General features: G+C 72.9%; 23 protein-coding genes. 11 read left to right on the top strand and 12 right to left on the bottom strand.

Going from position 1 to position 24079, the window contains the following annotated elements:
- Nucleotides 1–6 precede the first annotated feature (6 nt).
- On the top strand, nt 7–1179 hold the full coding sequence (locus IS481_RS01280) for a nucleotide sugar dehydrogenase (RefSeq protein WP_194963327.1): 1173 nt from the start codon (nt 7–9) through the stop codon (nt 1177–1179).
- 72 nt (nt 1180–1251) lie between these two features.
- Here the strand turns inward: IS481_RS01280 and IS481_RS01275 are convergent, their stop codons facing one another.
- Complete coding sequence (locus IS481_RS01275; RefSeq protein ID WP_104357466.1) at nt 1252–1857, bottom strand: 2-hydroxychromene-2-carboxylate isomerase; 606 nt, start codon at nt 1855–1857, stop codon at nt 1252–1254.
- A gap of 112 nt (nt 1858–1969) precedes the next feature.
- The gene (gene uvrA / locus IS481_RS01270) at nt 1970–4891 is read right to left on the bottom strand and encodes an excinuclease ABC subunit UvrA (RefSeq protein WP_104357465.1); all 2922 of its coding nucleotides are present in this window, start codon (nt 4889–4891) and stop codon (nt 1970–1972) included.
- Nucleotides 4892–4986: 95 nt separating this feature from the next.
- Between uvrA and IS481_RS01265 the strand changes: the two genes are divergently transcribed.
- From IS481_RS01265 to IS481_RS01255, 3 genes are all read left to right on the top strand, one after another.
- Nucleotides 4987–5394: a hypothetical protein gene (locus IS481_RS01265; RefSeq protein ID WP_146079530.1), complete on the top strand. Its 408-nt coding sequence runs from the start codon at nt 4987–4989 to the stop codon at nt 5392–5394.
- Nucleotides 5395–5601: 207 nt separating this feature from the next.
- Nucleotides 5602–6264 (top strand): hypothetical protein, encoded by a 663-nt coding sequence (locus IS481_RS01260; protein ID WP_232529409.1) that lies wholly within the window; start codon nt 5602–5604, stop codon nt 6262–6264.
- A gap of 189 nt (nt 6265–6453) precedes the next feature.
- Nucleotides 6454–6816 carry a hypothetical protein gene (locus tag IS481_RS01255; protein ID WP_104357463.1) on the top strand — a complete coding sequence of 121 codons (363 nt, stop codon included), beginning with the start codon at nt 6454–6456 and terminating at the stop codon, nt 6814–6816.
- A gap of 9 nt (nt 6817–6825) precedes the next feature.
- Here the strand turns inward: IS481_RS01255 and recQ are convergent, their stop codons facing one another.
- Nucleotides 6826–8733: a DNA helicase RecQ gene (gene recQ, locus IS481_RS01250; protein ID WP_104357462.1), complete on the bottom strand. Its 1908-nt coding sequence runs from the start codon at nt 8731–8733 to the stop codon at nt 6826–6828.
- A gap of 142 nt (nt 8734–8875) precedes the next feature.
- On the opposite strand from recQ, the gene IS481_RS01245 reads away from it, so the two are divergent.
- The 7 genes from IS481_RS01245 (at nt 8876) to IS481_RS01215 (ending at nt 14906) form a co-directional block, all read left to right on the top strand.
- Nucleotides 8876–10066 (top strand): MFS transporter, encoded by a 1191-nt coding sequence (locus IS481_RS01245; protein WP_104357461.1) that lies wholly within the window; start codon nt 8876–8878, stop codon nt 10064–10066.
- Nucleotides 10067–10271: 205 nt separating this feature from the next.
- Complete coding sequence (locus IS481_RS01240; protein ID WP_170067462.1) at nt 10272–10976, top strand: DUF4198 domain-containing protein; 705 nt, start codon at nt 10272–10274, stop codon at nt 10974–10976.
- The gene (locus IS481_RS01235; RefSeq protein WP_104357459.1) at nt 10973–11494 is read left to right on the top strand and encodes a carboxypeptidase-like regulatory domain-containing protein; all 522 of its coding nucleotides are present in this window, start codon (nt 10973–10975) and stop codon (nt 11492–11494) included. The genes IS481_RS01240 and IS481_RS01235 overlap by 4 nt, the downstream gene beginning before the upstream one ends.
- 1 nt (nt 11495) lies before the next feature.
- Nucleotides 11496–12110 (top strand): cobalt transporter CbiM, encoded by a 615-nt coding sequence (cbiM, locus tag IS481_RS01230; protein ID WP_104357458.1) that lies wholly within the window; start codon nt 11496–11498, stop codon nt 12108–12110.
- The gene (locus IS481_RS01225; protein ID WP_104357457.1) at nt 12107–12838 is read left to right on the top strand and encodes an energy-coupling factor transporter transmembrane component T family protein; all 732 of its coding nucleotides are present in this window, start codon (nt 12107–12109) and stop codon (nt 12836–12838) included. Before cbiM ends, IS481_RS01225 begins: the two co-directional genes overlap by 4 nt.
- Nucleotides 12835–13536, top strand: a complete 702-nt coding sequence (locus tag IS481_RS01220) for an energy-coupling factor ABC transporter ATP-binding protein (protein WP_104357456.1) — start codon at nt 12835–12837, stop codon at nt 13534–13536. The genes IS481_RS01225 and IS481_RS01220 overlap by 4 nt, the downstream gene beginning before the upstream one ends.
- Nucleotides 13533–14906 (top strand): PAS domain-containing sensor histidine kinase, encoded by a 1374-nt coding sequence (locus IS481_RS01215; RefSeq protein WP_336470036.1) that lies wholly within the window; start codon nt 13533–13535, stop codon nt 14904–14906. Before IS481_RS01220 ends, IS481_RS01215 begins: the two co-directional genes overlap by 4 nt.
- Nucleotides 14907–14919: 13 nt before the next feature.
- Here IS481_RS01215 and nikR read toward each other — a convergent pair whose 3' ends face one another.
- The 9 genes from nikR to hypB form a co-directional block, all read right to left on the bottom strand.
- Nucleotides 14920–15396 (bottom strand): nickel-responsive transcriptional regulator NikR, encoded by a 477-nt coding sequence (gene nikR / locus IS481_RS01210; protein ID WP_104357455.1) that lies wholly within the window; start codon nt 15394–15396, stop codon nt 14920–14922.
- Nucleotides 15397–15408: 12 nt separating this feature from the next.
- Nucleotides 15409–16872, bottom strand: coding sequence for a nickel-dependent hydrogenase large subunit (locus IS481_RS01205; RefSeq protein WP_104357454.1), 1464 nt, complete (start codon nt 16870–16872; stop codon nt 15409–15411).
- The gene (locus IS481_RS01200) at nt 16869–17888 is read right to left on the bottom strand and encodes an NADH-quinone oxidoreductase subunit B family protein (RefSeq protein ID WP_104357453.1); all 1020 of its coding nucleotides are present in this window, start codon (nt 17886–17888) and stop codon (nt 16869–16871) included. The genes IS481_RS01205 and IS481_RS01200 overlap by 4 nt, the downstream gene beginning before the upstream one ends.
- On the bottom strand, nt 17885–19351 hold the full coding sequence (locus IS481_RS01195) for a sigma-54-dependent transcriptional regulator (protein WP_104357452.1): 1467 nt from the start codon (nt 19349–19351) through the stop codon (nt 17885–17887). The genes IS481_RS01200 and IS481_RS01195 overlap by 4 nt, the downstream gene beginning before the upstream one ends.
- A 118-nt stretch (nt 19352–19469) precedes the next feature.
- Nucleotides 19470–20522 (bottom strand): hydrogenase expression/formation protein HypE, encoded by a 1053-nt coding sequence (gene hypE, locus IS481_RS01190; protein WP_104357451.1) that lies wholly within the window; start codon nt 20520–20522, stop codon nt 19470–19472.
- An 11-nt stretch (nt 20523–20533) separates the two neighbouring features.
- The gene (gene hypD / locus IS481_RS01185; protein ID WP_104357450.1) at nt 20534–21673 is read right to left on the bottom strand and encodes a hydrogenase formation protein HypD; all 1140 of its coding nucleotides are present in this window, start codon (nt 21671–21673) and stop codon (nt 20534–20536) included.
- Nucleotides 21670–21894 carry a HypC/HybG/HupF family hydrogenase formation chaperone gene (locus IS481_RS01180; RefSeq protein ID WP_104357449.1) on the bottom strand — a complete coding sequence of 75 codons (225 nt, stop codon included), beginning with the start codon at nt 21892–21894 and terminating at the stop codon, nt 21670–21672. Before IS481_RS01180 ends, hypD begins: the two co-directional genes overlap by 4 nt.
- Nucleotides 21885–23069 carry a Kae1-like domain-containing protein gene (locus tag IS481_RS01175; RefSeq protein ID WP_170067461.1) on the bottom strand — a complete coding sequence of 395 codons (1185 nt, stop codon included), beginning with the start codon at nt 23067–23069 and terminating at the stop codon, nt 21885–21887. The genes IS481_RS01180 and IS481_RS01175 overlap by 10 nt, the downstream gene beginning before the upstream one ends.
- Nucleotides 23066–24076, bottom strand: a complete 1011-nt coding sequence (hypB, locus tag IS481_RS01170) for a hydrogenase nickel incorporation protein HypB (RefSeq protein WP_104357448.1) — start codon at nt 24074–24076, stop codon at nt 23066–23068. Before hypB ends, IS481_RS01175 begins: the two co-directional genes overlap by 4 nt.
- Between the last annotated feature and the right edge of the window lie 3 nt (nt 24077–24079).

Genomic DNA, 24079 nt, shown 5'->3' with positions numbered 1-24079 from the left:
TCATACATGTACAAGATTGCCGTCGCCGGCACAGGCTACGTGGGCCTGTCCAATGCCGTCCTGCTGTCGCAGCATCACGCCGTGGTGGCGCTGGACATCGATGCCGCGAAGGTCGAGACGATCAACGCGCGTCGCTCGCCGATCGCGGACCCCGAGATCGAGGCCTACCTCGCGCGCGGTTCGCTGCAGCTGCGTGCCACGCTCGACAAGCGCGAGGCCTACGAGGGCGCCGACTTCGTCATCATCGCCACGCCCACCGACTACGACCCCGAGACCAACTACTTCAACACCCGTTCGGTCGAGGCGGTGGTGCGCGACGTGCTGGCGATCAACCCGCGCGCGGTGATGATCATCAAGTCGACCGTGCCGGTGGGCTTCACGGAGCGGCTCAAGCAGCAGCTGGGCTGCGACAACCTGATCTTCTCGCCGGAATTCCTGCGCGAGGGCAAGGCGCTGTACGACAACCTGCACCCCTCGCGCATCGTGGTGGGCGAGCGTTCGGAGCGCGGGCAGGCCTTCGCCGACCTGCTGCGCGAAGGCGCGCTGCGCAAGGACGTGCCCGTCCTGCTGACGGACAACACCGAGGCCGAGGCGATCAAGCTGTTCGCGAACACCTACCTCGCGATGCGGGTGGCCTACTTCAACGAGCTGGACACCTACGCCGCCATCCACGGGCTAGACTCGCGCCAGATCATCGAGGGCGTCTGCCTGGACCCGCGCATCGGCGGCCACTACAACAACCCCTCGTTCGGCTACGGCGGCTACTGCCTGCCCAAGGACACCAAGCAGCTGCTGGCCAACTACAAGGACGTCCCGCAGAACCTGATCCGGGCCATCGTGGAGTCCAACACCACGCGCATGGACTTCGTGGCCGAGGACGTGCTGCGCCGGCAACCGAAGGTCGTGGGCATCTACCGCCTGATCATGAAGGCAGGCAGCGACAACTTCCGCGCCAGCAGCATCCAGGGCGTGATGAAGCGGCTGAAGGCCCGGGGCGTGGAACTGGTCGTTTACGAACCGGTCTTGAAGGAAGACGCCTTCGACGGCTCACGGCTCATCCGCGACCTGGCCGAGTTCAAGCAGCTCGCCGACGTGATCGTGGCGAACCGGCGCACGCCCGAGCTGGACGACGTGGCCGACAAGGTCTACACGCGGGACCTGTTCGGCAGGGACAGCTGAACCCTCCGGTCGCCGCTGCGCTGCAGGCCGGCGGGGGTTTTCGACGGCGATGACGGCCGGTTCCCAGCAGGCTCAGCCCTTCGCCAGCCGCCGCTCGACGAAGTCCAGCCGGTCCTGGCCCCAGAACAGCTCGCCTTCGATGACGTAGGTCGGCGCGCCGAAGACGCCGGCCTCGATCGCCAGTTCGGTGTCGAGTTCGTAGCGCTCGTGCGCGGCCTGGCTGTGCGCGTCCTCGATGCGCGAGGCGGGCAGCCCGGTCTCGGCCAGCAGCGCGACCAGCACCGCCTCGTCGGCGATGTTGCGTTCCTCGACCCACACGGCGCGCATGACGGCGCCGGCGATCTTCATCGCGGCCTCGGTGCCGTCCTTCATGTCCACCGCGATGATGAGCTTGGCCGCGTCGTCGCCGTTGACCGGGAAGAAGCGCGGCTCGACGTTGATCGGCAGGCCGAGATATTCGCCGAAGCGGCGCAGCTCGAGCAGCCGGTAGGCCTGGCGCTGCGGCGCGCGCTTGTTCAGCGGCACGCCGCCGGAGACCGGAAACACCTTGCCCCCGAGGTCCACCGGACGCACGCGCAGCGTCGCGCCGTACTTGCGGACCAGGTTCCAGAAGCGCTCGTGGCCCAGGTAGGCATACGGCGACTGCGGCGCAAAGTAGTAATCGACTGCAAGGCTCACAGGCAGGCTCCCTTCTTGCTGCGGCGCAGTCTAGCCCCGTTGCGCGCGCCTTGCCGGCGCGGCCGGATTGCCCGGGCCCCCCGGGAAAACCCGCTTGCCCGGGACGGGCAGCTCACTCCTGCAGCAGCGGGCGCAGGTAGCGGCCGGTGTAGCTGCGCTCGCAGGCGGCGACCTCTTCCGGCGTGCCGGTGACCACCACCGTGCCGCCGCCCGCGCCGCCCTCGGGGCCCATGTCGACGATCCAGTCGGCGGTCTTGATGACGTCCAGGTTGTGCTCGATCACGACGATGGTGTTGCCGTGGTCGCGCAGCTGGTGCAGCACGCGCAGCAGCAGCTCGATGTCGTGGAAATGCAGGCCGGTGGTGGGCTCGTCGAGGATGTACAGCGTGCGGCCGGTGTCGCGCTTGGACAGCTCCAGCGCCAGCTTCACCCGCTGCGCCTCGCCGCCCGAGAGCGTGGTCGCGCTCTGGCCCAGGCGGATGTAGCCCAGGCCCACGTCGATCAGCGTCTGCAGCTTGCGCGCGATCGCCGGCACGGCACTGAAGAACTCGCGCGCGTCCTCGACCGTCATGTCGAGCACTTCGCTGATGTTCTTGCCCTTGTACAGCACCTCCAGCGTCTCGCGGTTGTAGCGCTTGCCGTGGCAGACGTCGCAGGGCACGTAGACGTCGGGCAGGAAGTGCATCTCGACCTTGAGCACGCCGTCGCCCTGGCAGGCCTCGCAGCGGCCGCCCGCGACGTTGAAGCTGAAGCGCCCGGCGCCGTAGCCGCGCTCGCGCGCGGTGGGCACCTCGGCAAACAGCTCGCGGATCGGCGTGAACAGCCCCGTGTAGGTGGCCGGGTTGGAGCGCGGCGTGCGGCCGATGGGTGACTGGTCGACGTTGATGACCTTGTCGAAGGCGTCCAGTCCCTCGATGTCGTCGTGCGGCGCGGGCTCGAGGTGGCTCTGGTAGAGCTTGCGCGCCACCGCCGCGTAGAGCGTGTCGTTGACCAGCGTGGACTTGCCCGAGCCCGAGACGCCCGTCACGCAGGTGAACAGGCCGACGGGGATCTCGACCGTGACGCCCTTGAGGTTGTTGCCGCGCGCGTTGACGATCTTCAGCGTGCGCGGGTCGGTGGTGTCCTGCAGGCGGTGCCGCTTCCCGGGCACGGCGATCTTCAGCGTGCGCGCGAGGTAGCGGCCCGTGAGCGACGCCTCGTTGCGCGCGATCTCGTCCGGCGTGCCCTGCGCGACCACCTGGCCGCCGTGCGCGCCGGCGCCCGGGCCCATGTCGATCACGTGGTCGGCGGCACGGATCATGTCCTCGTCGTGCTCGACCACCAGCACCGAGTTGCCCAGGTTGCGCAGGTGCTTGAGCGTGCCGATCAGGCGGTCGTTGTCGCGCTGGTGCAGGCCGATGCTGGGTTCGTCCAGCACGTACATCACGCCGGTCAGGCCCGAGCCGATCTGGCTGGCCAGCCGGATGCGCTGCGCCTCGCCGCCCGAGAGCGTGTCGGCGCTGCGGTCCAGGCTCAGGTAGTCGAGCCCGACGTTGTTCAGGAAGCTCAGCCGCGCGCGGATCTCGCGCACCACCTTGTCGGCGATCTCGGCCTTGGCGCCCCTGAGCTGCAGCTGCTCGAAGTAGCGCTGCGCCTCGCGCAGGGTCGCGCGCGAGATCTCGTAGATCGGCGTGCCCTGCTGGGTGTCGCCGTCGACCAGCTTCACGAAGCGGGCCTCGCGGCGCAGCCGCGTGCCCTGGCATTCCGGGCAGGGGCGCGCGGCCTGGTAGCGCGCCAGCTCCTCGCGCACCGCGACCGAGTCGGTCTCGCGGAAGCGCCGCTCGAAGTTGGGGATGATGCCCTCGAAGGGGTGCCAGCGCTTGACGGTGCGCTTGCGCCCGCCGGTGCCCTCGGCCTGGTAGACGAACTCGATCTCCTCGCTGCCGGAGCCGTACAGCAGCACCTGCCGGGCCTGCTCGGGCAGTTCCTCGAACGGCAGGTCGATGTCGAAGCCGTAGTGGCGCGCGACGCTCTCGAGCATCGAGAAGGTGTAGGCGTTGCGGCGGTCCCAGCCCTTGACCGCGCCGCTGGCCAGGCTCAGCGACGGGAAGGCGACCACGCGCTCGGGGTCGAACACCGTCACCTCGCCCAGGCCGTCACAGGCCGGGCAGGCGCCCACCGGCGAGTTGAACGAGAACAGGCGCGGCTCCAGCTCGGCCAGCGAGTAGGTGCACGCCGGACAGGCGAACTTGCTGGAGAACAGGTGCTCGCGCCCGCTGTCCATCTCCAGCGCGATCGCGCGCCCGTCGGCGATGCGCAGCGCCGCCTCGAAGCTCTCGGCCAGGCGCTGCTGCATGTCCGGGCGCACCTTGAGGCGGTCGACCACCACGTCGATGTCGTGCTTCTCGGTCTTCTTCAGCGCGGGCACGTCGGCCGCCTCGTAGACCGTGCCGTCGATGCGGAAGCGCACGTAGCCCTTGGCCTGCATGTCGTGGAACAGCTCGACGTGCTCGCCCTTGCGGTCGCGCACCACGGGCGCGAGGATCATCAGCCGCGTCTCGGCCGGCAGGGCCAGCACCGCGTCGACCATCTGGCTGACGCTCTGCGCTTCCAGCGGCAGGTCGTGCTCGGGGCAGAACGGGGTGCCGGCGCGCGCGTACAGCAGGCGCAGGTAGTCGTGGATCTCGGTGACCGTGCCAACGGTGGAGCGCGGGTTGTGGCTGGTGGCCTTCTGCTCGATCGAGATCGCCGGGCTCAGGCCCTCGATGACGTCCACGTCCGGCTTGTCCATCAGCTCGAGGAACTGCCGCGCGTAGGCCGACAGGCTTTCGACGTAGCGCCTCTGCCCCTCGGCATAGAGCGTGTCGAAGGCCAGCGACGACTTGCCCGAGCCGGACAGCCCGGTGATCACCACCAGCTGGTGGCGCGGGATGTCGATGTCGATGTTCTTCAGGTTGTGGGTGCGCGCGCCGCGCACGCGGATCTGCGGGCTCTCGGGCTGCACGGGCTGCGAGGCGGCGAGGGACGGCAGGTCGGGGGTAGGTCGCGCGGACATGCGGGAACGGCCTGGGATCGAACGGGAAAACCCACCATCATAGTGATGATGGCCGGCGCGCATCCAGCGCGGCAGAACCGCGTAGCATCGCGGGCATGCGCACCGACCGCCGTTTCCCTGCAAGTCGCATGCACGCCGCGGCCCTGGCCGCCGCCCTCATCCTCGCCGGCTGCGGCGGGGGCGTCTACTGGAGCATCGGTGGCGACGACGAGCCCGACGTCGAGCTCGCCGCGCAGCCCGAGGTGGTGCGCTCCGGCGAGACGCTGGAGCTGCAGGCCGGCGCCAGCGGCGGCGTCGGCAGCGTGGTCGAGGTGCGCTTCTACCGGGTCGACGACAACGGCGCGCGCGTGCTGCTTGGCTCGGACCTCGACCGGCCGTTTCGCCTGACCGTGCGCGCGCCGACCGTGACCGAGCCCACCGCGGTGCGGTACCAGGCCCGCGCCTGGGACGAATGGGGCAACCGCGGCCAGAGCCCGACGGTCACCGTGACGGTGCAGCCGTAAGCCGGCACCGCCCCGCGCGGGTGCGCCCGCCGGCGCCCGCCCCGCCGTGATTCGCCCCCAGGCCTCGCGGCCGCCCCCTGTCGGCCGCGTACAACACCTGCACGGGAATGTTCATTTCTTCCTCGCGGCCAGTGCGGTGGACTCTGTAAAGTTCTGACACATTTTGTTTCGTTATTCACAAACTCGTCCTGCCTTTCGGAGCCCTCCATGCCCGTCCGCACTGTCCTGTCCCCGGCCCTGGCGGCCGCCGCCCTGGCGTTCAGCACGGCCTCCCATGCCGGTGAGGTGTACGGCAACATCGGCCTGCCCGGCCTGATGATCGGCTATGCCCACGCGGTCAACGACCGCCTGACGCTGCGTGCCGACGTGGCCAGCATCGGCTCGATCAGCGCCGACGGACGCGAGGAAGGCATCGAGTACGACGGCAAGGCGCGCCTGAACCGCGCCGGCCTGTTCGCCGACTGGTTCGTGTTCGGCTCGGGCGGCTTCCGCCTGACCGGCGGCATCACCATCAACGACATGCGCATCAACCTGCGCGCCCAGGGCAGCGGCCAGACCGTGCACATCGGCGACACCGACTACGTGCTGTCGGCCGACGACCGCCTGGACGTGCGCGTCAAGTTTCCGACCGTCACGCCGTACATCGGCATCGGCTGGGGCCACCAGCCGCAAGGCACCGGCTGGGGCTTCGTGGCCGACCTGGGCGCCTCGATCGGCAAGGCCAAGGTGCGCGGCAAGGCCACCGGCCCGACGCTGGACAACCCCGCGGCGCAGGAAGACTTCCGCAAGGAACTGGACGAGCTGCGCGACGGGGTCGGCAAGGTCCGCTTCGTGCCGCAGCTGAGCATCGGCGTCAGCTACCGCTTCTGATCTCCCGCGCAGCGCCCGCGCGCGCCTGCACGGGGCCGGGTTCACGCCACCCGGGCCCGGTGTCGTTCCGGCCGGCGGCCAGGGCCCCGGGCGCGCCAGGGCCATGCCGGGGCGTGGACAATCCGTCGCATGTGGAACGACCACGAGGGTGGAGAAGGAGCCGGGCCCGAGGGTGGGACAATCCGTCGCATGTGGAACGACCTCCCGCCCCCGCTGGCCGCCGCGATCGAGGAAGTGCGTGCCCTCGCGCAGCAGCGCGCCTGGCAGCTGCCCGACGCGGCCACGCTCGCCGAGGCCCGGCGGCTGCTCGCGCTGGTCGGTGCCGGCTGGCCGCCGCCGCAGGTGCAGGTGGAACCCGACGGACAGGTGTCGCTGACCTGGGAGGCCGGCCCGCGCGGCTGGCTCACGTTCACCGTCGCCGGCCGCGGCACGCTCACGCACAGCGCGGTGATCGCGGGCGACGACTACGGCCAGGAGGAACCGTTCGGCGACTCGCTGCCGGCCTGGGCGGCCGAGGTGCTGCGCCGGCTGTGGGACCGGCCCCTGCAGTGAACCCGCGGCTCAGCGGCCGGCCAGCACGCGCAGGATCTCCTGCCCGTAGGCTTCCAGCTTCTTCGCGCCGACGCCGCTGATCCCGGCCAGCTCGCCCAGCGTGCCGGGGTGCACGCGCGCCATCTCGGCCAGCGTCGCGTCGTTGAACACCAGGTAGGCAGGCAGGTTGTGCTCGCGCGCGACCTCGGAGCGCCAGGCGCGCAGCGCCTCGAAGCGCGCCAGCGCGTCGGCATCCAGGTCGGCCGGCACGGCGCGGGCGCGCCCGCCGTCGGCGCCGCGCGAGCGGGCCGTCCGGCCGCGCCGCGCGGGTTCGCTCGCCTCGCGCAGCTGCAGCCGCACCTCGCCGCGCAGCACGGTGCGCGCGCTTTCGGTCAGGCGCAGCGTGTTGTACTCGCCTTCGGCGACCACGTGGCCCAGCGCGACCAGCTGGCGCAGCACCGAGCGCCACTGCGCCTCGGACAGGTCGGCGCCGATGCCGAAGGTGCTGAGCGCCTCGTGCTGGTACTGCGCGACCTTCTCGGTGCGCTTGCCACGCAGCACGTCGATCAGGTGCCCGGCGCCGAAGGCGCGCGGCCCGACGTGCGCACCGTGCTGCTGGAAGCGGTAGATGCACGACAGCAGCTTGCGCGCGGCCTCGGTGGCATCCCAGGTGGCCGGCGGGTGCAGGCAGTTGTCGCAGTTGCCGCAGGGCTGGCTGGCCTCGCCGAAGTAGCCGAGCAGCCGCACCCGGCGGCACTCGTGGGTTTCCGCCAGCGCCAGCAGCGCGTCGAGCTTGCCGCGCTGCACGCGCTTGAACTCGTCGCTGGCCGGGCTCTCGTCGATCATGCGGCGCTGGTTGACCACGTCGGCCAGGCCGTAGGCCATCCAGGCCTCGGCGGGCAGGCCGTCGCGGCCGGCGCGGCCGGTTTCCTGGTAGTAGCTCTCGATGTTCTTGGGCAGGTCCAGGTGCGCGACGAAGCGCACGTCGGGCTTGTCGATGCCCATGCCGAACGCGATCGTGGCCACCATCACCAGCCCGTCCTCGCGCAGGAAGCGATCCTGGTGGCGCTGGCGCACCTCGGCGTCCAGCCCGGCGTGGTAGGGCAGCGCCGGGATGCCCTCGGCGGTCAGCCAGGCGGCGGTCTCCTCGACCTTGCGGCGCGACTGGCAGTAGACGATGCCGGCCTCGTCCTCGTGCTCGTCGCGGATGAAGCGCAGCAGCTGGGCGCGCGGGTTGTCCTTCTCGACGATGGTGTAGCGGATGTTGGGCCGGTCGAAGCTGCTGATGAAGACGCGTGCGTCCTGCAGCTGCAGCCGCTCGATGATGTCGGCGCGGGTGTGCTCGTCGGCGGTGGCGGTCAGCGCGATGCGCGGCACGTCGGCGTAGCGCTCGTGCAGCACGTTGAGCGCCAGGTACTCGGCGCGGAAATCGTGCCCCCACTGCGAGACGCAGTGCGCCTCGTCGATCGCGAACAGGCTCAGCAGCCCGCGCTGGTGCAGCGAATCGAGCTGGGCGAGGAAGCGCGGCGTGGTCACGCGCTCGGGCGCGGCATACAGCAGGGTCAGGCGCCCGCCCATCATCTCGCGCTCGACGCGCTGGGCCTCCTCCAGCGACAGCGTGGAGTTGAGGAAGGCCGCGTGCACGCCGACCTCCTCCAGCGCGCCGACCTGGTCGTGCATCAGCGCGATCAGCGGCGAGACCACCACCGTGACGCCGCGCCCGCCGCGGTGGCGCGCGATCGCCGGGATCTGGTAGCACAGCGACTTGCCGCCGCCGGTGGGCATCAGCACCAGCGCGTCGCCGCCGGCGGTGACGTGCTCGACGATCGCCGCCTGCTGGCCGCGGAAGCTGTCGTAGCCGAACACCTCGCGCAGGATGTCGAGCGGGTGCCGGCTGGGGGCGGCGGGGCGGGGCGGCGTGGCGGTGTCTGCGGGCATGGCGAGGCACGGATGGTAGCCGTTTCGCGATGCCACCCCCGCCGGGCGGGGTGCCCTGCCCGGCCCGGCACGCGATCGTGCAACCGGCGACAATAGCGGTTTTCCCCGATCGAACGTGAGCGATTCTTCCGTGTCCCTGCGCATGACCGCCGCCGAGCGCCGCGCAAGCCTCTGGCTGGCGGGCGTGTTCGGTCTGCGCATGCTCGGGCTGTTCCTGATCCTGCCGGTGTTCGCGCTGCACGCCCGCGGCATGCCCGGCGGCGAGCAGACCGGGCTGGTGGGCCTGGCCATCGGCATCTACGGGCTGACCCAGGCGGTGCTGCAGATCCCCTTCGGCGCGGCGTCCGACCGGCTGGGCCGGCGGCCGGTGATCGTCGCTGGGCTGCTGGTGTTCGCGCTCGGTTCCTTCGTCGCGGCGCTGGCCGACCACCTGTGGCTGGTCGTGGCCGGCCGCGCGCTGCAGGGCGCCGGGGCGATCTCGGCGGCCGTGACCGCGCTGATCGCCGACCACACCCGCGACGAGGTGCGCACCCGCGCGATGGCGATGGTGGGCGGCTCGATCGGGCTGTCGTTCGCGCTGTCGCTGGCGCTCGCGCCCTGGCTGTACACGCACATCGGCATGGGCGGGCTGTTCACGCTGACCGGGCTGCTGGCGCTGGGCGCGATCGCGGTGGTCACGCGCGGGCTGCCGCCGGTGCCCGCCGCCGCGCAGCCGCAACCGGGCGCGCGCCCGCCGTGGTCGCGCGTGCTGGCCGACACCGAGCTGCAGCGCCTGTGCGGCGGCATCTTCGTGCTGCACATGGCGCAGATGGCGATGTTCGTGGTCGTGCCGGTGGCGCTGGCCGAGCATGTCGGCCTGCCGGTGCAGCAGCACGGCTGGGTGTACCTGGCGGTGGTGCTGGTGTCTTTCGTGCTGATGGTGCCGGTGATGCTGTGGAGCGAGCGGCGCGGCCGCGTGCGCGCGGTGTTCCTCGGCGCGATCGCGCTGCTGGCCCTGACCGAGGCCGCGCTGGGCTACGGCTGGACCCGGCCCGCCTGGCTGATCGGCGCGCTGCTGGCCTTCTTCGTCGGCTACAACCTGCTGGAAGCAACCCTGCCCTCGCTGGTCTCGCGCGTCACTTCGCCCGCCACCAAGGGGCTGGCACTGGGGGTGTTCAACACCTGCCAGTCGCTGGGCCTGTTCGCCGGCGGTGCGCTGGGCGGCCAGATCGCCGCGCACTGGGGGCCGGCCGCGGTGTTCCAGGCCTGCGCGGTGATGATGCTGGCCTGGCTGGTGCTGGCCTGGCCGATGCGCCCGCCGGCGCGGCGCACCGCCACCGCCCCGAGCGCCTGACCCGGCCCCCGGTCCCTCCGGGTATCCCCCTGCAAACCTCCTGTGCGGCAACGCGGCGCCGCCGCAAGCGCCGTGAGCAGCGCGCGCACCCCGGTGCCGCGCCGTGGGCGGGCTGGCGCCGTGGCATGGAACTTGTATGAAGTTTTTCGAAAACTTCATCACAATGCGGCAGCCCGCCTGCCGCCCAGCCCGACGGAGACCCGCGATGAGACGCCTGCCCCTGCCCCTGCCCCTGGCCCTGCTGCTGTGCGCGGCCCCGGCCTGGGCCCACGACGCCTGGATCGAGCTGCAAGGCCCGCCGCACGCCGTGGTGTTCGGCCACGACGGCCAGGGCGAACCCTATGACGTGAGCAAGGTGCGCCAGGTGCGCGCATGGAACGCCGCCGGCCAGGCGCTGGCGGTGCGCACCCGCGCCGGCGCGCAGGGCGTGCAGGTCGAGGCCGAGGGCGGCCCCGCCGCGCTGTGGGCGGTGGAGTTCGACAACGGCTTCTGGGTGCGCCAGGACGGCAAGTCGCGCAACGTGCCGCGCACCGCGGTGCAGGGGCCGGTCGAGTCCTCGTCGCGGGCGCTGAAGTTCGGCAAGACGGTGCTGGCCTGGGGCGAGCAGGTCGCGAAACCCGTCGGCCAGCGGCTGGAGATCGTGCCGCTGGCGACCCGCGCCCCGGCGGCCGGGCAGGCGCTGCCGGTGCAGGTGCTGTTCGAGGGCCGGCCGCTGCCGGGCGCCAAGGTGGTCGTCGAAGGCGACCGCCCCCACGATGGCCCGGCGGCGACCACCGACGCGCAGGGCCGTGCCACGGTGACGCTGCGGCGCGGCGTGCAGCTGGTGACGGTGGGCCACAGCGTGCCCTACCCCGGCCCCGAGGCCGAGCGCGACAACCTGGCCGCGAACCTGCGCCTGAGCACCCCGTGATCCCCGCGCTGGCCCGGACCCTGCTGCCGCTGCTGGCCGCCGCGCTGCTGCCGGCCGCCGCCTGGGCGCACGCGCTGCGCCTGACCGCGACCGCCGCGGACGGCCGCATCCACGGCCACCTGTTCTATTCCGACGAGACGCCCGCCACCGGCGAGTGGGTCGAGCTGCAGACGCGCGAGGGCACCACGGTGCAGCGGGTGCGCAGCGACGCCACCGGCCGCTTCGTGTTTGCCGGGGTGGGCGCCGGCGACTGGCGGCTGGTCGCCGAAGGCGAGGAAGGCCACCGCGTCGAGTCGGCACTCGCGGTCGCCGCGGCCACCGCCCCCGCGGCGGCCCCGCCCGAACTCGCCGCCTTGCGCGAGGAGCTGCGCGCGCTGCGCGAGGAGGTGCAGCGCTACGAGCAGCGCGTGCGCCTGGGCGAGGTGCTGGGTGGCCTGGGCCTGATCGCCGGGCTGGCCGGCGTGGCCGCCTGGTGGCGCGCGCAGGCGGCGCGCCGCGACGGACGCGAAGGAGCCTGAGATGCATCTGGCCGAAGGTGTGCTGACCCTGCCCGTGCTCGGCGGCGGCGCGCTGCTGGCGGCCGCGGGCGTGGCCGTGGGCCTGCGCCGGCTGCCCGACGAGCGCATCCCGCTGGCGGGCCTGCTGTGCGCGATGTTCTTCGTGGCCTCGCTGATCCACCTGCCGGTGGGCGCGGGCAGCGTGCACCTGGTGCTCAACGGCCTGTGCGGCGTGCTGCTGGGCTGGGCGGCGGTGCCGGTGATCCTGGTCGCGCTGCTGATGCAGTCGCTGTTCTTCGGCTACGGCGGGCTCACGACGCTGGGCGTCAACACCGTCGTGATGGCCGCCCCGGCGCTGGCCTGCGCGCTGCTGTACCGGCTCGGCGGCGAGCCGGCCGGCGTGCGCGCGGCGGCCTGGCGCGGCGCGCTGTGCGGCGCGCTGGCGATCGCGCTGGGCACGGCCCTGATGGCGCTGGCGCTGTGGCTGGCCGGCGGCCGCGCGTTCCTGCCGCTGATCGGCACCGTGATCGTCGCGCACCTGCCGGTGATGGCGGTGGAAGCCGCGGTGACCGCGGCCATCGTCTCGTCGCTGGCGCGCTCGCGGCCGGCGCTGCTGCGCGCGGGCCTGGCCGGATGAGCAGGGCCGCCGCCTTCCTGCACCGCCTGGACCCGCGCGTGCGGCTGCTGGCGCTGCTCGCCGCGAGCCTGTGGACCGCGCGTGCGCCCGGCGTGCCCGCGCTGGCCGGGGCCTGCGCGCTCGCCGCGCTGCTGGCGCTGGCGGCGCCGCTGGAGCGGCGCCGGCTGCGGCGCGCCGCGCTGGCGCTCAACGGCTTCCTGCTGGTGGCTGCCGTCACGCTGCCGTTCAGCGTGGCCGGCGCGCCGCTGTGGCAGCTCGGCGGCTGGAGCGCCAGCGCCGAGGGCGTGCAGCGCGCCGCCGTCGTGGTGCTGACCGGCAACACCCTGATGCTGCTGTTCGCCGCGCTGGTCGCGCCGGTCGAGCCGGCCACGCTCGCGCACGCGCTGCTGCACCTGAAGGTGCCGGACAAGCTGGTGCGCCTGCTGATGTTCGCGCTGCGCTACGTCGGCGTGCTGCACGAGACGCGCCTGCGCCTGGCGCGCGCGATGCGCGCGCGCGGCCACCGGCCCCGGCTGGACCGCCACACGCTGCGCAGCGCGGGCTACCTGGTCGCCGCGCTGGTGGGCCACAGCGTCGAGCGCGCGCGGCGCATCGAGATGGCGATGCGCTGCCGCGGCTGGCAGGGGAAGTTCCCGGTGCTGCACCACTTCCGCGCCGGCTGGCGCGATGCCGCGTTCGCGGCCGGCTTCGCCGCGGCGCTCGCGCTGCTGGAGTGGGGCGCGCCATGAACGCCGCAGCCGCGCCGGTGCTGCTGCGCGTCGAGGCGCTGCGCTTTCGCCACGCGCCGCGGCGCCCGCTGCTCGAGGACGTGACGCTGGCGCTGCACGCCGGCGAGCGCCTGGGCCTGGCCGGTGCCAACGGCAGCGGCAAGTCCACGCTGCTGCAGGTGCTGATGGGCCTGCTGCCCGCGCAGGACGGCACGATCGAGCTGCTGGGCACGCGCTGCCGCGACGAGCGCGACTTCGCGCCGCTGCGCGGGCGCGTCGGGCTGCTGTTCCAGGACAGCGACGACCAGCTGTTCTGCCCCACCGTCGAGGAGGACGTGGCGTTCGGTCCGCTCAACCAGGGGCTGCCGGCCGCGCAGGTGCGCGAGGTGGTCGCGCGCACGCTGGCGCGCCTGGGGCTGGAACACCTGCGCGAGCGCCCGATCCCGCACCTGTCGGGTGGCGAGAAGCGCCTGGTCGCGCTGGCCGGTCTGCTCGCGATGGAACCCGAGGTCCTGCTGCTCGACGAGCCGACCACCGGGCTGGACGAGCGCGCCCAGGAGCACCTCGCGGCGCTGCTGCAAGCGCTGCCGCAGGCCATGCTGGTGGTCTCGCACGATGCGGCCTTCCTGCAGGCCGTGACCCACCGGCGGCTGGCACTGCGCGACGGCAGGCTGCAGCCGGCGCCGGCTCCCGCCGCGCGCTATTCTTGGACGCCGTGACCCGCAAGACCCCGCCTTCGCTGTCGCTGCCCGACCTGCCCCTGCCCGCCTCCGGCGAGGGCATGGACGAGGCCGCCTGGCTGGAAGTCATCCAGAAGATGGATGAGGTGTACTCCCAGCTGATCCAGGACGAGATCGAGCTGGAGCGCAAGAACGCCGAGCTGGAGCAGTCGCACCAGTTCATCTTCAGCGTGCTGGGCGCGATGTCGGACCTGGTGGTGGCCTGCTCCGAGGCCGGCGAGATCCAGGAGACCAACGAGGCGCTGCGCACGCTGTGCGGCAAGCGCGAGGAGGAGCTGATCGGCCGCCCGGTGCAGGAGCTGCTGGCGCATCCCGAGGCGGAAGCCGACCGGGTGCACGAGATGATGGCGCGTGCCGCCGCCCCGGGGCTGCCGTCCGACCGCGAGCCGGTGGAGCTGCACCTGCGCGATGCCAGCGGCCAGGCCGTGCCGGTCGAGGTGCGCTGCTCGCCGCGGCACGACGGCGCCGGCGTGCGGCTCGGCCACGTGTTCGTCGGGCGGCCGGTGGGTGAGCTGCGCCGCGCCTACCAGCAGCTGCAGGAAGCGCACGAGGCGCTCAAGCGCACCCAGCAGCAGCTGCTGCATTCCGAGAAGATGGCCTCGCTCGGCCTGCTGGTGGCCGGCGTCGCGCACGAGCTGAACAACCCGATCAGCTTCGTGCTCGGCAACGTGCATGCGCTCAAGCGCTATTGCGAGCGCATCGCAGCCTACATCGACGCGGTGCATGCCGGGCAGGACGCGCGGCAGCTGCAGGCGCTGCGCCAGCAGCTGCGCATCGACCACATGCTGGCCGACATGCCCTCGCTGATCGACGGCACCATCGAAGGCGCGACGCGCACCGCCGAGATCGTCAACGGCCTGAAGCGCTTCTCGGCGGTGGACCGCGAGGAGTTCCAGCCGGTCGAGCTGGACGCGGTGGTGCAGCGCGCGATCCACTGGGTCGGCAAGGGCGCGGCCGCGGCCAACGGCTTCAACGTGCACTGGCAGGGCGCGCCGGGCGTGTGCGTGCATGGCTCGGCGGGGCAGCTGCTGCAGGTGTTCATGAACCTGATCCAGAACGCGATGGACGCGGTCACCACCGCGGGCGTGCCCTCGCCCGAGCTGCGCATCGAGGCGCAGTGCAGCGAGGACCGCGTGGTGCTGAGCTTCCGCGACAACGGCCCGGGCATCCCGCCCGACCTGGTGCACCGGATCTTCGACCCGTTCTTCACCACCAAGCCGGTCGGCAAGGGCACCGGGCTCGGGCTGTCGATCAGCTACGGCATCGTCGAGCGCCACGGCGGCCGGCTGACCGCGCACCCCCGCCCCGACGGCGCGGAGTTCCGCGTCGAGCTGCCGCGGCTGCGCTGAGCCGCCGCGCGCCTCAGGTGGTCGGCCGCGCGTGCTGGTGGCCCGGCCCACCGTGGTGGTCGTGGCCGTGCGGATGCGGCCCGTGCTCGACCTCGATCGGCACCAGGTGCACGTGCCCGTGGCGCACGCCGCGCTCGGCCACCAGCGCGTCGGCGCAGGCGCGCACCGCGGCAGTCGGCCCCTTGAGCATCATCGTCTCCAGGCAGTGCTCGTGGTCGAGGTGCGCGTGCATGGTCGCCACCGCGACGTCGTGGTGCTCGTGCTGCAGGTGCGCCAGCCGCCCGGCCAGGCTGCGCTCGTGGTGGTTGTAGACGTAGCTCACCGTGGCGACGCACCAGGGCGCCTGCGCCTGCGCGAGCCGGTCGGCCTCCAGCTCGCGGCGGATCAGGTCGCGCACCGCCTCGGAGCGGTTGGCATAGCCGCGGCGCGCGATGAGCCGGTCGAATTCGTCGGCCAGTTCGTGGTCCAGGGAGATCGTGAAGCGTTCCATGGGCAAGCGGGATCAGTGGACGGTGCACACCATGCACGGGTCGAACGAGCGCACCACGTGCTGCACCGCGACCGGCGTGTCCTCGCCGGGCTGCACCGGCGTGCCCGCCAGCGCCGCCTCCAGCGGCCCGGGCACGCCAGCGGCGTCGCGCGGCGAGAAGTTCCAGGTGGTGGGGGCGACGATCTGGTAGCGGGTGATGCGGCCGTCGCGCACCGCCAGCGCGTGCAGCAGGCTGCCGCGCGCGGCTTCGTTGGTGCCGAGCGCCTGGCCGTCGCCGGGCAGCGTGGCGGCGCCGGGCGCGTGGAACGGCTCGCCGGGCACGATGGCCTGCAGCCAGGCTTCGATCATCGGCACCACGCGCGCCATCTCGAGCAGGCGGGCGAGCACGCGGGTGTAGACGTTGCCGCCCGTGCGCAGCGCCTCGGCGCGCACGAGCGGATGCCCCGCGACCACCTGGCGCGCCAGCGCGCCGGTCTCGAGCACCTCGCCCCCGTAGCGCGGCGCCTTGGCCCAGCTGTAGGCGCCGGGCTTGTCGATCTGCGGCAGCGTCGCGCCCGCGCTCGGGTGCGCCGGCTCCATCGCCGCGTACCAGGCATGGCTGACGTCCTCGCGGATGCGCTGCAGGTCCACCGGCTCGACCGCGCTGCCGTTCCAGTAGCCGCCGGCCAGCGCGTGGCCGCCCTCGGGCTGCGGGTAGGCGCCGTAGCTCAGGTAGCGCCCCGGCCCGGGGCCGAGCCGCTCCAGCCCGAGCGCATCGACGAGGTCGAGGAACAGGCGCAGGTCGCCGCCACCGCGGGCGCGCCAGGCGTCCAGCGCGGCACGGCTGTCCAGCGAGGCCACGTCCTCCAGCGGGCTGGCGAAGGTCTGGGTCTCGAGGAACTGCCGGAACTCGCGCACGCGCGCCAGCAGCCGCAGCCGCTCGGACGCGTCGATCGCGCGCGACGAGCCGCCCGGCAGCACCGACTGCGTGTGCGGCCACTTGCCGCCCAGCGTGCCGACGATCGTGAACCAGCGCTGGCGTGCCACGATCGCCGCGCGCGCGCCCTCGCCCGCCTGCGCCGCGAAGCGCCGCCGCACCGCCTCGTGCCAGGGGGCCTTCGCGTAGACCTCGCGCGCGAAGTCGGGCATGAAGAAGACGTAGAAGTGCGTCAGGTGGTCGGCCACGTTCTCGACCGCGCCGAGGATGTTCAGCGCGTGCAGCCCGTTGGGCGGCGGCACCGCCCCCGCCAGCGCGGCCAGCGCGCGCGCGGCCGCAAGCGACTGCGACACCGAGCAGATGCCGCAGATGCGCGGCACGATCACCAGCGCGTCCATCGGGTGGCGTCCCGGCAGCATCTGCTCGAAGCCGCGGTACATCGGCGCGTTGACCTCGGCGCGGCGCACCACGCCGCCGGCCACGTCCAGGCGCACTTCGAGGTCGCCTTCGACCCGGTTGAACGGGCCGACGACGAGGCGGCGGGCGGGGGTGTCGTTCACTTCAGCGTCGTCTTGCGGATGGCCGGTGCGACCACCTGGTGGTCGGCCACCGCATTCTGGCGCACGCGCGCCGGCGTCGCGGACTTGGACAGCGAGGCGAGCGCGACGAACCAGGCCTTGGGCATGTCGGTCGGCAGCCCGATCGGGATGCCGGCGATCTTGGGCGTCAGGTGGAAGGGGTGGCCGGGCGCCTCGAAGCCGGGCTCGGTGCAGCTGATGCAGGCGTAGCCGCCGCGCGTGCACGAGCCCGTGCCGTTCCACAGCCGCATGTTGCAGTCGCCGTGCGCCTGCGTGCCCTTGCAGCCCATGTGCTCCATCAGGCAGCCCAGGTCCGAGGGCTTCTCGGCGCTGGCCTTGAACTCGTAGAACTCGTTGCGCGCGCAGCCGTGGTGCACCAGGTGGTCGGCGTAGAAGCGCGGCCGGCCGAGCGCGTCCAGCGCCTGCGGCCCCCACAGGCCCGCGGCCAGCGACATCAGGGTCTCGATCACCCAGTCGGGGTGCGTCGGGCAGCCGGCGACGTTGATGACCGGCCAGCCCTCGCGCGAGGTGTAGTCGGCCCCGAGCGCGCCGCCGCGCACCGCGCCTTCGTACTGCAGGCCGCAGGCATCGGTGGGGTTGGGGCCGCCCGCGGTGATGCCGCCGTAGGTGGCGCAGGTGCCCACCGCGACGGTGTAGCGTGCCACGCGCGCCAGGTCCTGCACCCAGTGCAGCATGGGCCGGTCGGTGCCGCCCAGCAGGTGGTAGCGGCCGCTGCCGTGCGGGCCGCGCAGCAGCGAGCCCTCGACGCACAGCGCGTCCAGCCGCACGCGCCCGGCCAGGCAATCGTCCAGCAGCGCGAGCAGCGCGTCGCCGGTGGCCTCGGACAGCGCCGGGTGCCACAGCAGCCGGATGCCGGCATCGCGCAGCAGCGCGTCGAAGTCCGGCGTGTCGGCGCACAGCAGCGACATGCTGCAGCCGCCGCAGCCGCCCGACTGCAGCCACAGCACGTTGAAGGGCTCGGGTGCGGCCATCGTCATTTCTCCTCGAGGCCCAGGCGCACCAGCTTCTGGCGCAGGCCGACGCGCGACAGGCCCAGCTCGCGCGCCGCGTGGGTCTTGTTCCAGCGCAGGCGCAGCAGGGTCTCCTTGAGGATGGCGGCCTCGAGCGCGTCGAGCCGCTCCTGCAGGCTGCCGGTCTCGGGCAGGCGCACCGGCTGCGTGCCGTGGCCGTTGAGCTCGGCACCCGAGCGCCCGCGCAGCACGCGCGGCGACAGCACGCTGGCACCGATCACCGGCTCGTCGCTGAGCGCGAGCGCGCGGTAGATCTCGTTGCGCAGCTCGCGGATGTTGCCGGGCCAGGGGTAGTCCACCAGGCAGGCGAGGGCCTCATCGGTGAAGCCCTCGCAGGGCTTGGAGAGGTCCTCGCTCGCCTGCCGCAGCAGGGTCTCGGCGAGCAGCTTCAGGTCCATCGGCCGCTCGCGCAGGGGCGGCAGCGCCAGCGATACCCCGGCCAGGCGGTAGTACAGGTCCTCGCGGAAGCGGCCGGCGCGCACCTCGGCCTCCAGGTCGCGGTGGGTCGCGGCGATCACGCGCACGTCCACCGCCACCGCCTGCGTGGCGCCCACCGGCCGCACCTCGCCTTCCTGCAACACGCGCAGCAGCTTGACCTGGAAGGTGGGCGAGGTGTCGCCGATCTCGTCGAGGAAGATCGTGCCGCCGTTGGCGCGCTGGAACAGGCCGACGTGGTCCTGGTAGGCGCCGGTGAAGGCGCCGCGCTTGTGGCCGAACAGCTCGGACTCGAGCAGCGTGTCGGGCACCGCGGCGCAGTTCTCCTGCACGAAGGCGGCCGAGGCGCGCGGGCTGCTGTAGTGGATGGCGCGCGCGAGCAGCTCCTTGCCGGTGCCGGACTCGCCCTGGATCAGCACCGGCAGGTCGTGGCGCGCGACCTTCTGCGCCATGCGGCAGACCTCGTCCAGCGGGCTGCCCGGCGCGCGCACCAGGCGCGAGAACTCGTGGTGCAGCACCACCTGCTCCTGCCGTGCGCGCACGCGCTGGCGCAGCACGCCGGTGCCGGCACGCATCTCCAGCTCGATGCGGCGCACGTCGTGCTGCAGGCGGCGTGCCTCGGCGGCGCTGGCGACCACCTCGCGCAGCTGGTCGGGCAGCCAGGGCTTGAGCACGTACTGGTAGATGCCCGCCTCGTTGATGCCGGCGATGATGTCCTCGGCATCGGTGTGCCCGGAGATCACGATGCGGGCGATCTCGGGCCAGAGCTGGCGCACCTGCTTGAGGAACTGGATGCCCGTGGTGCCCGGCATGCGCTGGTCGCACAGGATCACGTCGACGGGCACGTCGCTGCCGGTGGCCGCCTGGCGGTCGTGCAGCACCTGCATCGCCTCGTCGGCGGAGCAGGCGACATGCACTTCGAACTCGTCGTCGAGGGTGCGGCGGATGGCCTCGACGGACAGGCGTTCGTCGTCTACAACGAGGACGCTGTGCATGCTGGTACTGTCTCCTCGGGGCTGCGCATGGGGGTGGGTCGATGATACGCGCCGGGGCGCGCCGGCGCCGCGCGACGGACCGGTGGCGCAGGCGCTGCGCGGTCCGTCCATGGCGGCTTCAGCAGATGCGCGGCAGCGGCTCGCCGGAGAGCCAGTCCACCACGCGGCGCCCGCCCAGGCGCGTGCGCATCTGCACGAAGTGGTGCGGGTCCTCGATCACCTCGCCGATCAGGCTGGCCTCGCGCGCGAGCGGGTGCTCGCGCATCACGGCCAGCAGCTCGAGCGCGTCCTCGCGCGGGCAGATCGCGACCAGCTTGCCTTCGTTGGCGATGTACAGCGGGTCCAGCCCCAGCAGCTCGCAGGCCGCCTCCACCTGGGGCGGCACGGCGATCGCCGCCTCGTCGATCAGCATGCCCACGCCGGACTGCACCGCGATCTCGTTGAGCGTGGTGCCCAGGCCGCCGCGCGTCGGGTCGCGCAGCACGCGCACCCCGGGCACGCGCTGCAGCATGTGCGCGACCAGGCCGTGCAGCGCGGCGGTGTCCGAGACGATCTCGTGCTCGAAGCCGAGCGACTCGCGCTGCGACAGGATGGCCATGCCATGGCTGCCGATCGGCCCGGACAGCAGCACCGCGTCGCCCGGGCGGGCACGCGCGCCGCCGAGGTCGCGACCGGGCGGCAGCACGCCCACGCCCGTGGTGCTGATGAACACGCCGTCGCCCTTGCCCTGCTCGACCACCTTGGTGTCGCCGGTGACGATGGCCACGCCCGCCTCGCGCGCGGCGTGCGCCATCGACCGCACGATGCGCTTGAGGTCCGCCAGCGGAAAGCCCTCCTCGAGGATGAAGCTCGCGCTCAGGTACAGCGGCACCGCACCCATCATCGCGACGTCGTTGACGGTGCCGTGCACCGCCAGGCACCCGATGTCGCCACCGGGGAAGAACAGCGGCGAGACCACGTGCGCGTCGGTGGCCATCACCAGGCGCCCGCCGGGTGCCGGCAGCACCGCGCCGTCGTCGCCGCGCGCCGTGCGGCCGGCATCGGCCTCGGCGAACGCCGCGATGAACAGCTCCTCGACCAGCTGCGCGGCGGCGCGGCCACCCGCGCCGTGGTTCATGTCGATGCGCCCGTGCTTGAGGTCCAGCGGGCGGACGTAGGACTTTCTCGTCATCTCGTTTTTCCTCAGGCGGCGCGGATCGCGATGTCCTTGAAGCGCCCGTAGGTGTAGTGCGCCGCGCAGGCGCCTTCGCTCGACACCATGCAGGCACCCACCGGGTTCTCGGGCGTGCAGACGGTGCCGAAGATCCTGCAGTCGGTGGGCTTCTTGACGCCGCGCAGGATCGCGCCGCACTCGCAGGCCTTGTTGTCCGGCGCGGCGCGGTAGTCCAGGCCGAAGCGCACCTCGGCATCCAGGTGCGCATAGGCGGGCCGGATGCGCAGCGCGCTCAGCGGCACCTCGCCGAGGCCGCGCCACTCGAAGCTCGGGCGCAGCTCGAAGCACTCGTCCATCAGCTGCTGAGCGATGCGGTTGCCGGTGCGGTCGACCGCGCGCACGAACTCGTTCTCGACCTCGGCCCGGCCCTCGTTGACCTGGCGCACCAGCATCAGCACGGCCTGCATCACGTCCAGCGGTTCGAAGCCGGCGATCACCACCGGCTTGCGGTAGGCCTGCGCAAACGGCTCGTAGGCCGCGGTACCGATGATGATGGACACGTGCGCCGGGCCGACGAAACCGTCCAGCGGCACGGTGCCGTACTGCTTCACCTCGGGCGACTCGAGGATGTGCGTGATCGCCGCGGGCGTGAGCACGTGGCAGCACAGCACGCTGAAGTTCTTCAGGCCCCGCCGGTCGGCCTCGCGCAGCACCAGCGCGGTGGGCGGCGTGGTGGTCTCGAAGCCGATCGCGAAGAACACCACCTCGCGCTGCGGGTGCTGCTCTGCCACCTTCAGGGCGTCGGCGGCGCTGTAGACCATGCGGATGTCCGCGCCGCGCGCCTTGGCCTTCATCAGCGACAGCTGCCCCGAGGCCGGCACGCGCATGGTGTCGCCGTAGGTGCAGACGATCGCCTTGTGCTCCAGCGCGAGCGCGAGCGCCATGTCGATGCGGCCGATCGGCAGCACGCACACCGGGCAGCCCGGTCCGTGGACCATGCGCACGTTGGGCGGCAGCAGGTCGGTGACGCCGTAGCGCGAGATCGCGTGCGTGTGGCCGCCGCAGAACTCCATGAAGCTGTAGGAGCGCGCGGGGTCGGCCTCGGCCTCGAGCTGGGCAGCGATGCGGCGCGCCAGCGCGCCGTCGCGGAACTCGTCGACGTACTTCATGCGGTGCTCCCGGCGGACTGCCCGGCAAACAGCGCCAGCGTGCGCTCGGCCTCTTCGGGGTCGATCCGGCCGATCGCGTGGCCGACGTGCACGATGACGTAGTCGCCCGGCGCGACGCCGTCGAGCAGCGCGACGCTGACGCGCTTGCGCACGCCGTCGAGGTCGACCACGGCGTCGGCGCCGTCGGTTTCAACGACCCGGGCAGGTATGGCTAGGCACATGGACAGGCCTCCGTGGTCTTGTCGTCGTTCAGGAAGGAAGCGCCCTGCGCATCGCGCGAGGCGGCCAGGGCATGGCGGGCGACCCAGGCCTGGCCGAGCGCCAGGCCGGCATCGCCGGGACCGCTGTCGCGCGGCCACAGCACCTTCAGGCCCCGCGCCGCGAGGCCCGCCGTGACCTGTTCGCGCAGCAGCACGTTGTAGAAGCAGCCGCCCGACAGCACCGCCAGCCGCACGCCGCAGCGCGTGGCGGCATCGCCGCACCAGTCGACGAGCGCCTCGCCGAGCGTGGCGTGGAACAGCGCCGCGCCGGACTCGGCGGGCTGGCCGGCCTCGTGCGCGGCCCACAGGTGCTGCAGCAGCGGCAGCAGGTCGAGCCGGCCGGCCGCGTCGATGCGCCAGCCGCCATCGAGCGGGCGCGTCGCGCCGTGCGCCGCGAGGTGCCGCTCGGCCGCGCGCTGCAGCGCGACCGCCGCCTCGGCCTCGTCCTGCTGGCGGTCGCACAGGCCCAGCACCGCGGCAGCGGCGTCGAACCAGCGCCCGGCGCTGCTGGTCGGCGGGCAGTGCAGCCCGCGCGCGAGCAGCTGCGCGACCCCGGCCGCGGCGGCCTCGCCGACGCGCGGCGCCAGGCGCGGCACGATCTCGTCGCCGCGTCCGGCCGCATGCAGCACGGCCGCGGCCATGCGCCACGGCTCACGCGCGGCGCGGTCGCCGCCGGGCAGCGCCAGCGGACGCAGGTGGCCGAGGCGCCGCTCCCGCCCGGGCCCGACGTACAGCAGCTCGCCGCCCCAGGCCTGGCCGTCATGGCCCAGGCCCACGCCGTCCAGCGCCAGCCCGACCGCCGGCCCGTCCACGCCGTGCTCCGCGAGCGCCACGCCCACGTGCGCGTGGTGGTGCTGCACGCCGATCGCGGGCACGCCCAGGCGCGCGGCCAGCTCCAGCGCGAGGCGGGTGCTGAAGAAGTCCGGATGCAGGTCGTGCGCGACCGCGGCGACCGCCAGCCCCTGCGCGCGCGCTTCGGCCAGCAGCGCCTCGGCGGAGCGCTCCAGCGCCTCGCAGGCCTGCGGCTCGGACAGGTCGCCGTGCAGCGCCGACCAGCGCGCCCGGCGCCCGTCCCACAGGCAGGCGCGGTTCTTCAGCCAGGCGCCGACGCCGAGGCAAGCCGCCAGCGCGCTCATCGCCCCGCCGCCTGCGCCGCCTTCAGGCGCGCCAGTTCGGCCTCGGCCGCAGCCAGCCGCTCGCGCAGCGCGGCCACCTCGTCGGCGGGCGCCGCGTGGGCATGGCCGTGGTGATGGTGATGATGGTGGTGATGCGGGCGGCCGGCGGCATGGTCCAGCGCGTGCAGCAGCCAGCCGATCCAGGCGTCCATGCCCTCGCCGGTGGTAGCCGACAGCTGCAGCACCTCGATGCGCGGGTTGACGCGGCGCGCGTGCGCGATGGCCCGCTCCACGTCGAAGCGCAGGTGCGGCAGCAGGTCGGTCTTGTTGAGGATCATCAGCGAGGCCGCGGCGAACATGTCGGGGTACTTGGCCGGCTTGTCCTCGCCTTCGGTGACCGACAGCACCGCGACCTTGGCCGCCTCGCCCAGGTCCCACAGCGCGGGGCACACGAGGTTGCCGACGTTCTCGATGAACAGGATGCCGCTGCCGGCCATCGGCAACCGCCCGAAGGCGTCGCGCACCATCTCGGCGTCGAGGTGGCAGCCCTTGCCGGTGTTGACCTGGATCGCCGGCGCGCCGGTGGCGCGGATGCGCTCGGCGTCGTTCGTGGTCTGCTGGTCCCCCTCGATCACCGCGACGGAGAGCCGCGCGTCGCGCGCGCGCAAGCGCTCGATCGTCGCGCACAGCAGCGTCGTCTTGCCCGAGCCGGGGCTGGAGACCAGGTTGAGCGCCAGCACGCCCTGCTGGGCGAAGCGGTGGCGGTTCTCCCGCGCGATGCGGTCGTTCGCGCCCAGCACGTCCTGCTCGATGCGCAGCGCGCGCTCCTGGCTCATGCCGGGCACCGAGACGCGCGCCGCGCCGGTGCCGTAGTGCAGGTTGCCGTGCGCGTGGTCGTGGTGACGGGGATCGTGATGATGGTGGTGGTGATCGTGGTGGTGGTGATGGTGGTCGTGGCCCTGCCCCGCGGCATGGACGGGATCAGGGGCCGGACCGGCGCCGTTGGCGCAACCGCAGACGACACACATGCT

Origin of the sequence: Caldimonas thermodepolymerans, from assembly GCF_015476235.1 — a bacterium.
GTDB lineage: Bacteria > Pseudomonadota > Gammaproteobacteria > Burkholderiales > Burkholderiaceae_C > Caldimonas > Caldimonas thermodepolymerans.
The sequence above is the reverse complement of the archived record's forward strand: the minus strand, read 5'-3'. Positions and strand labels throughout refer to the sequence as shown.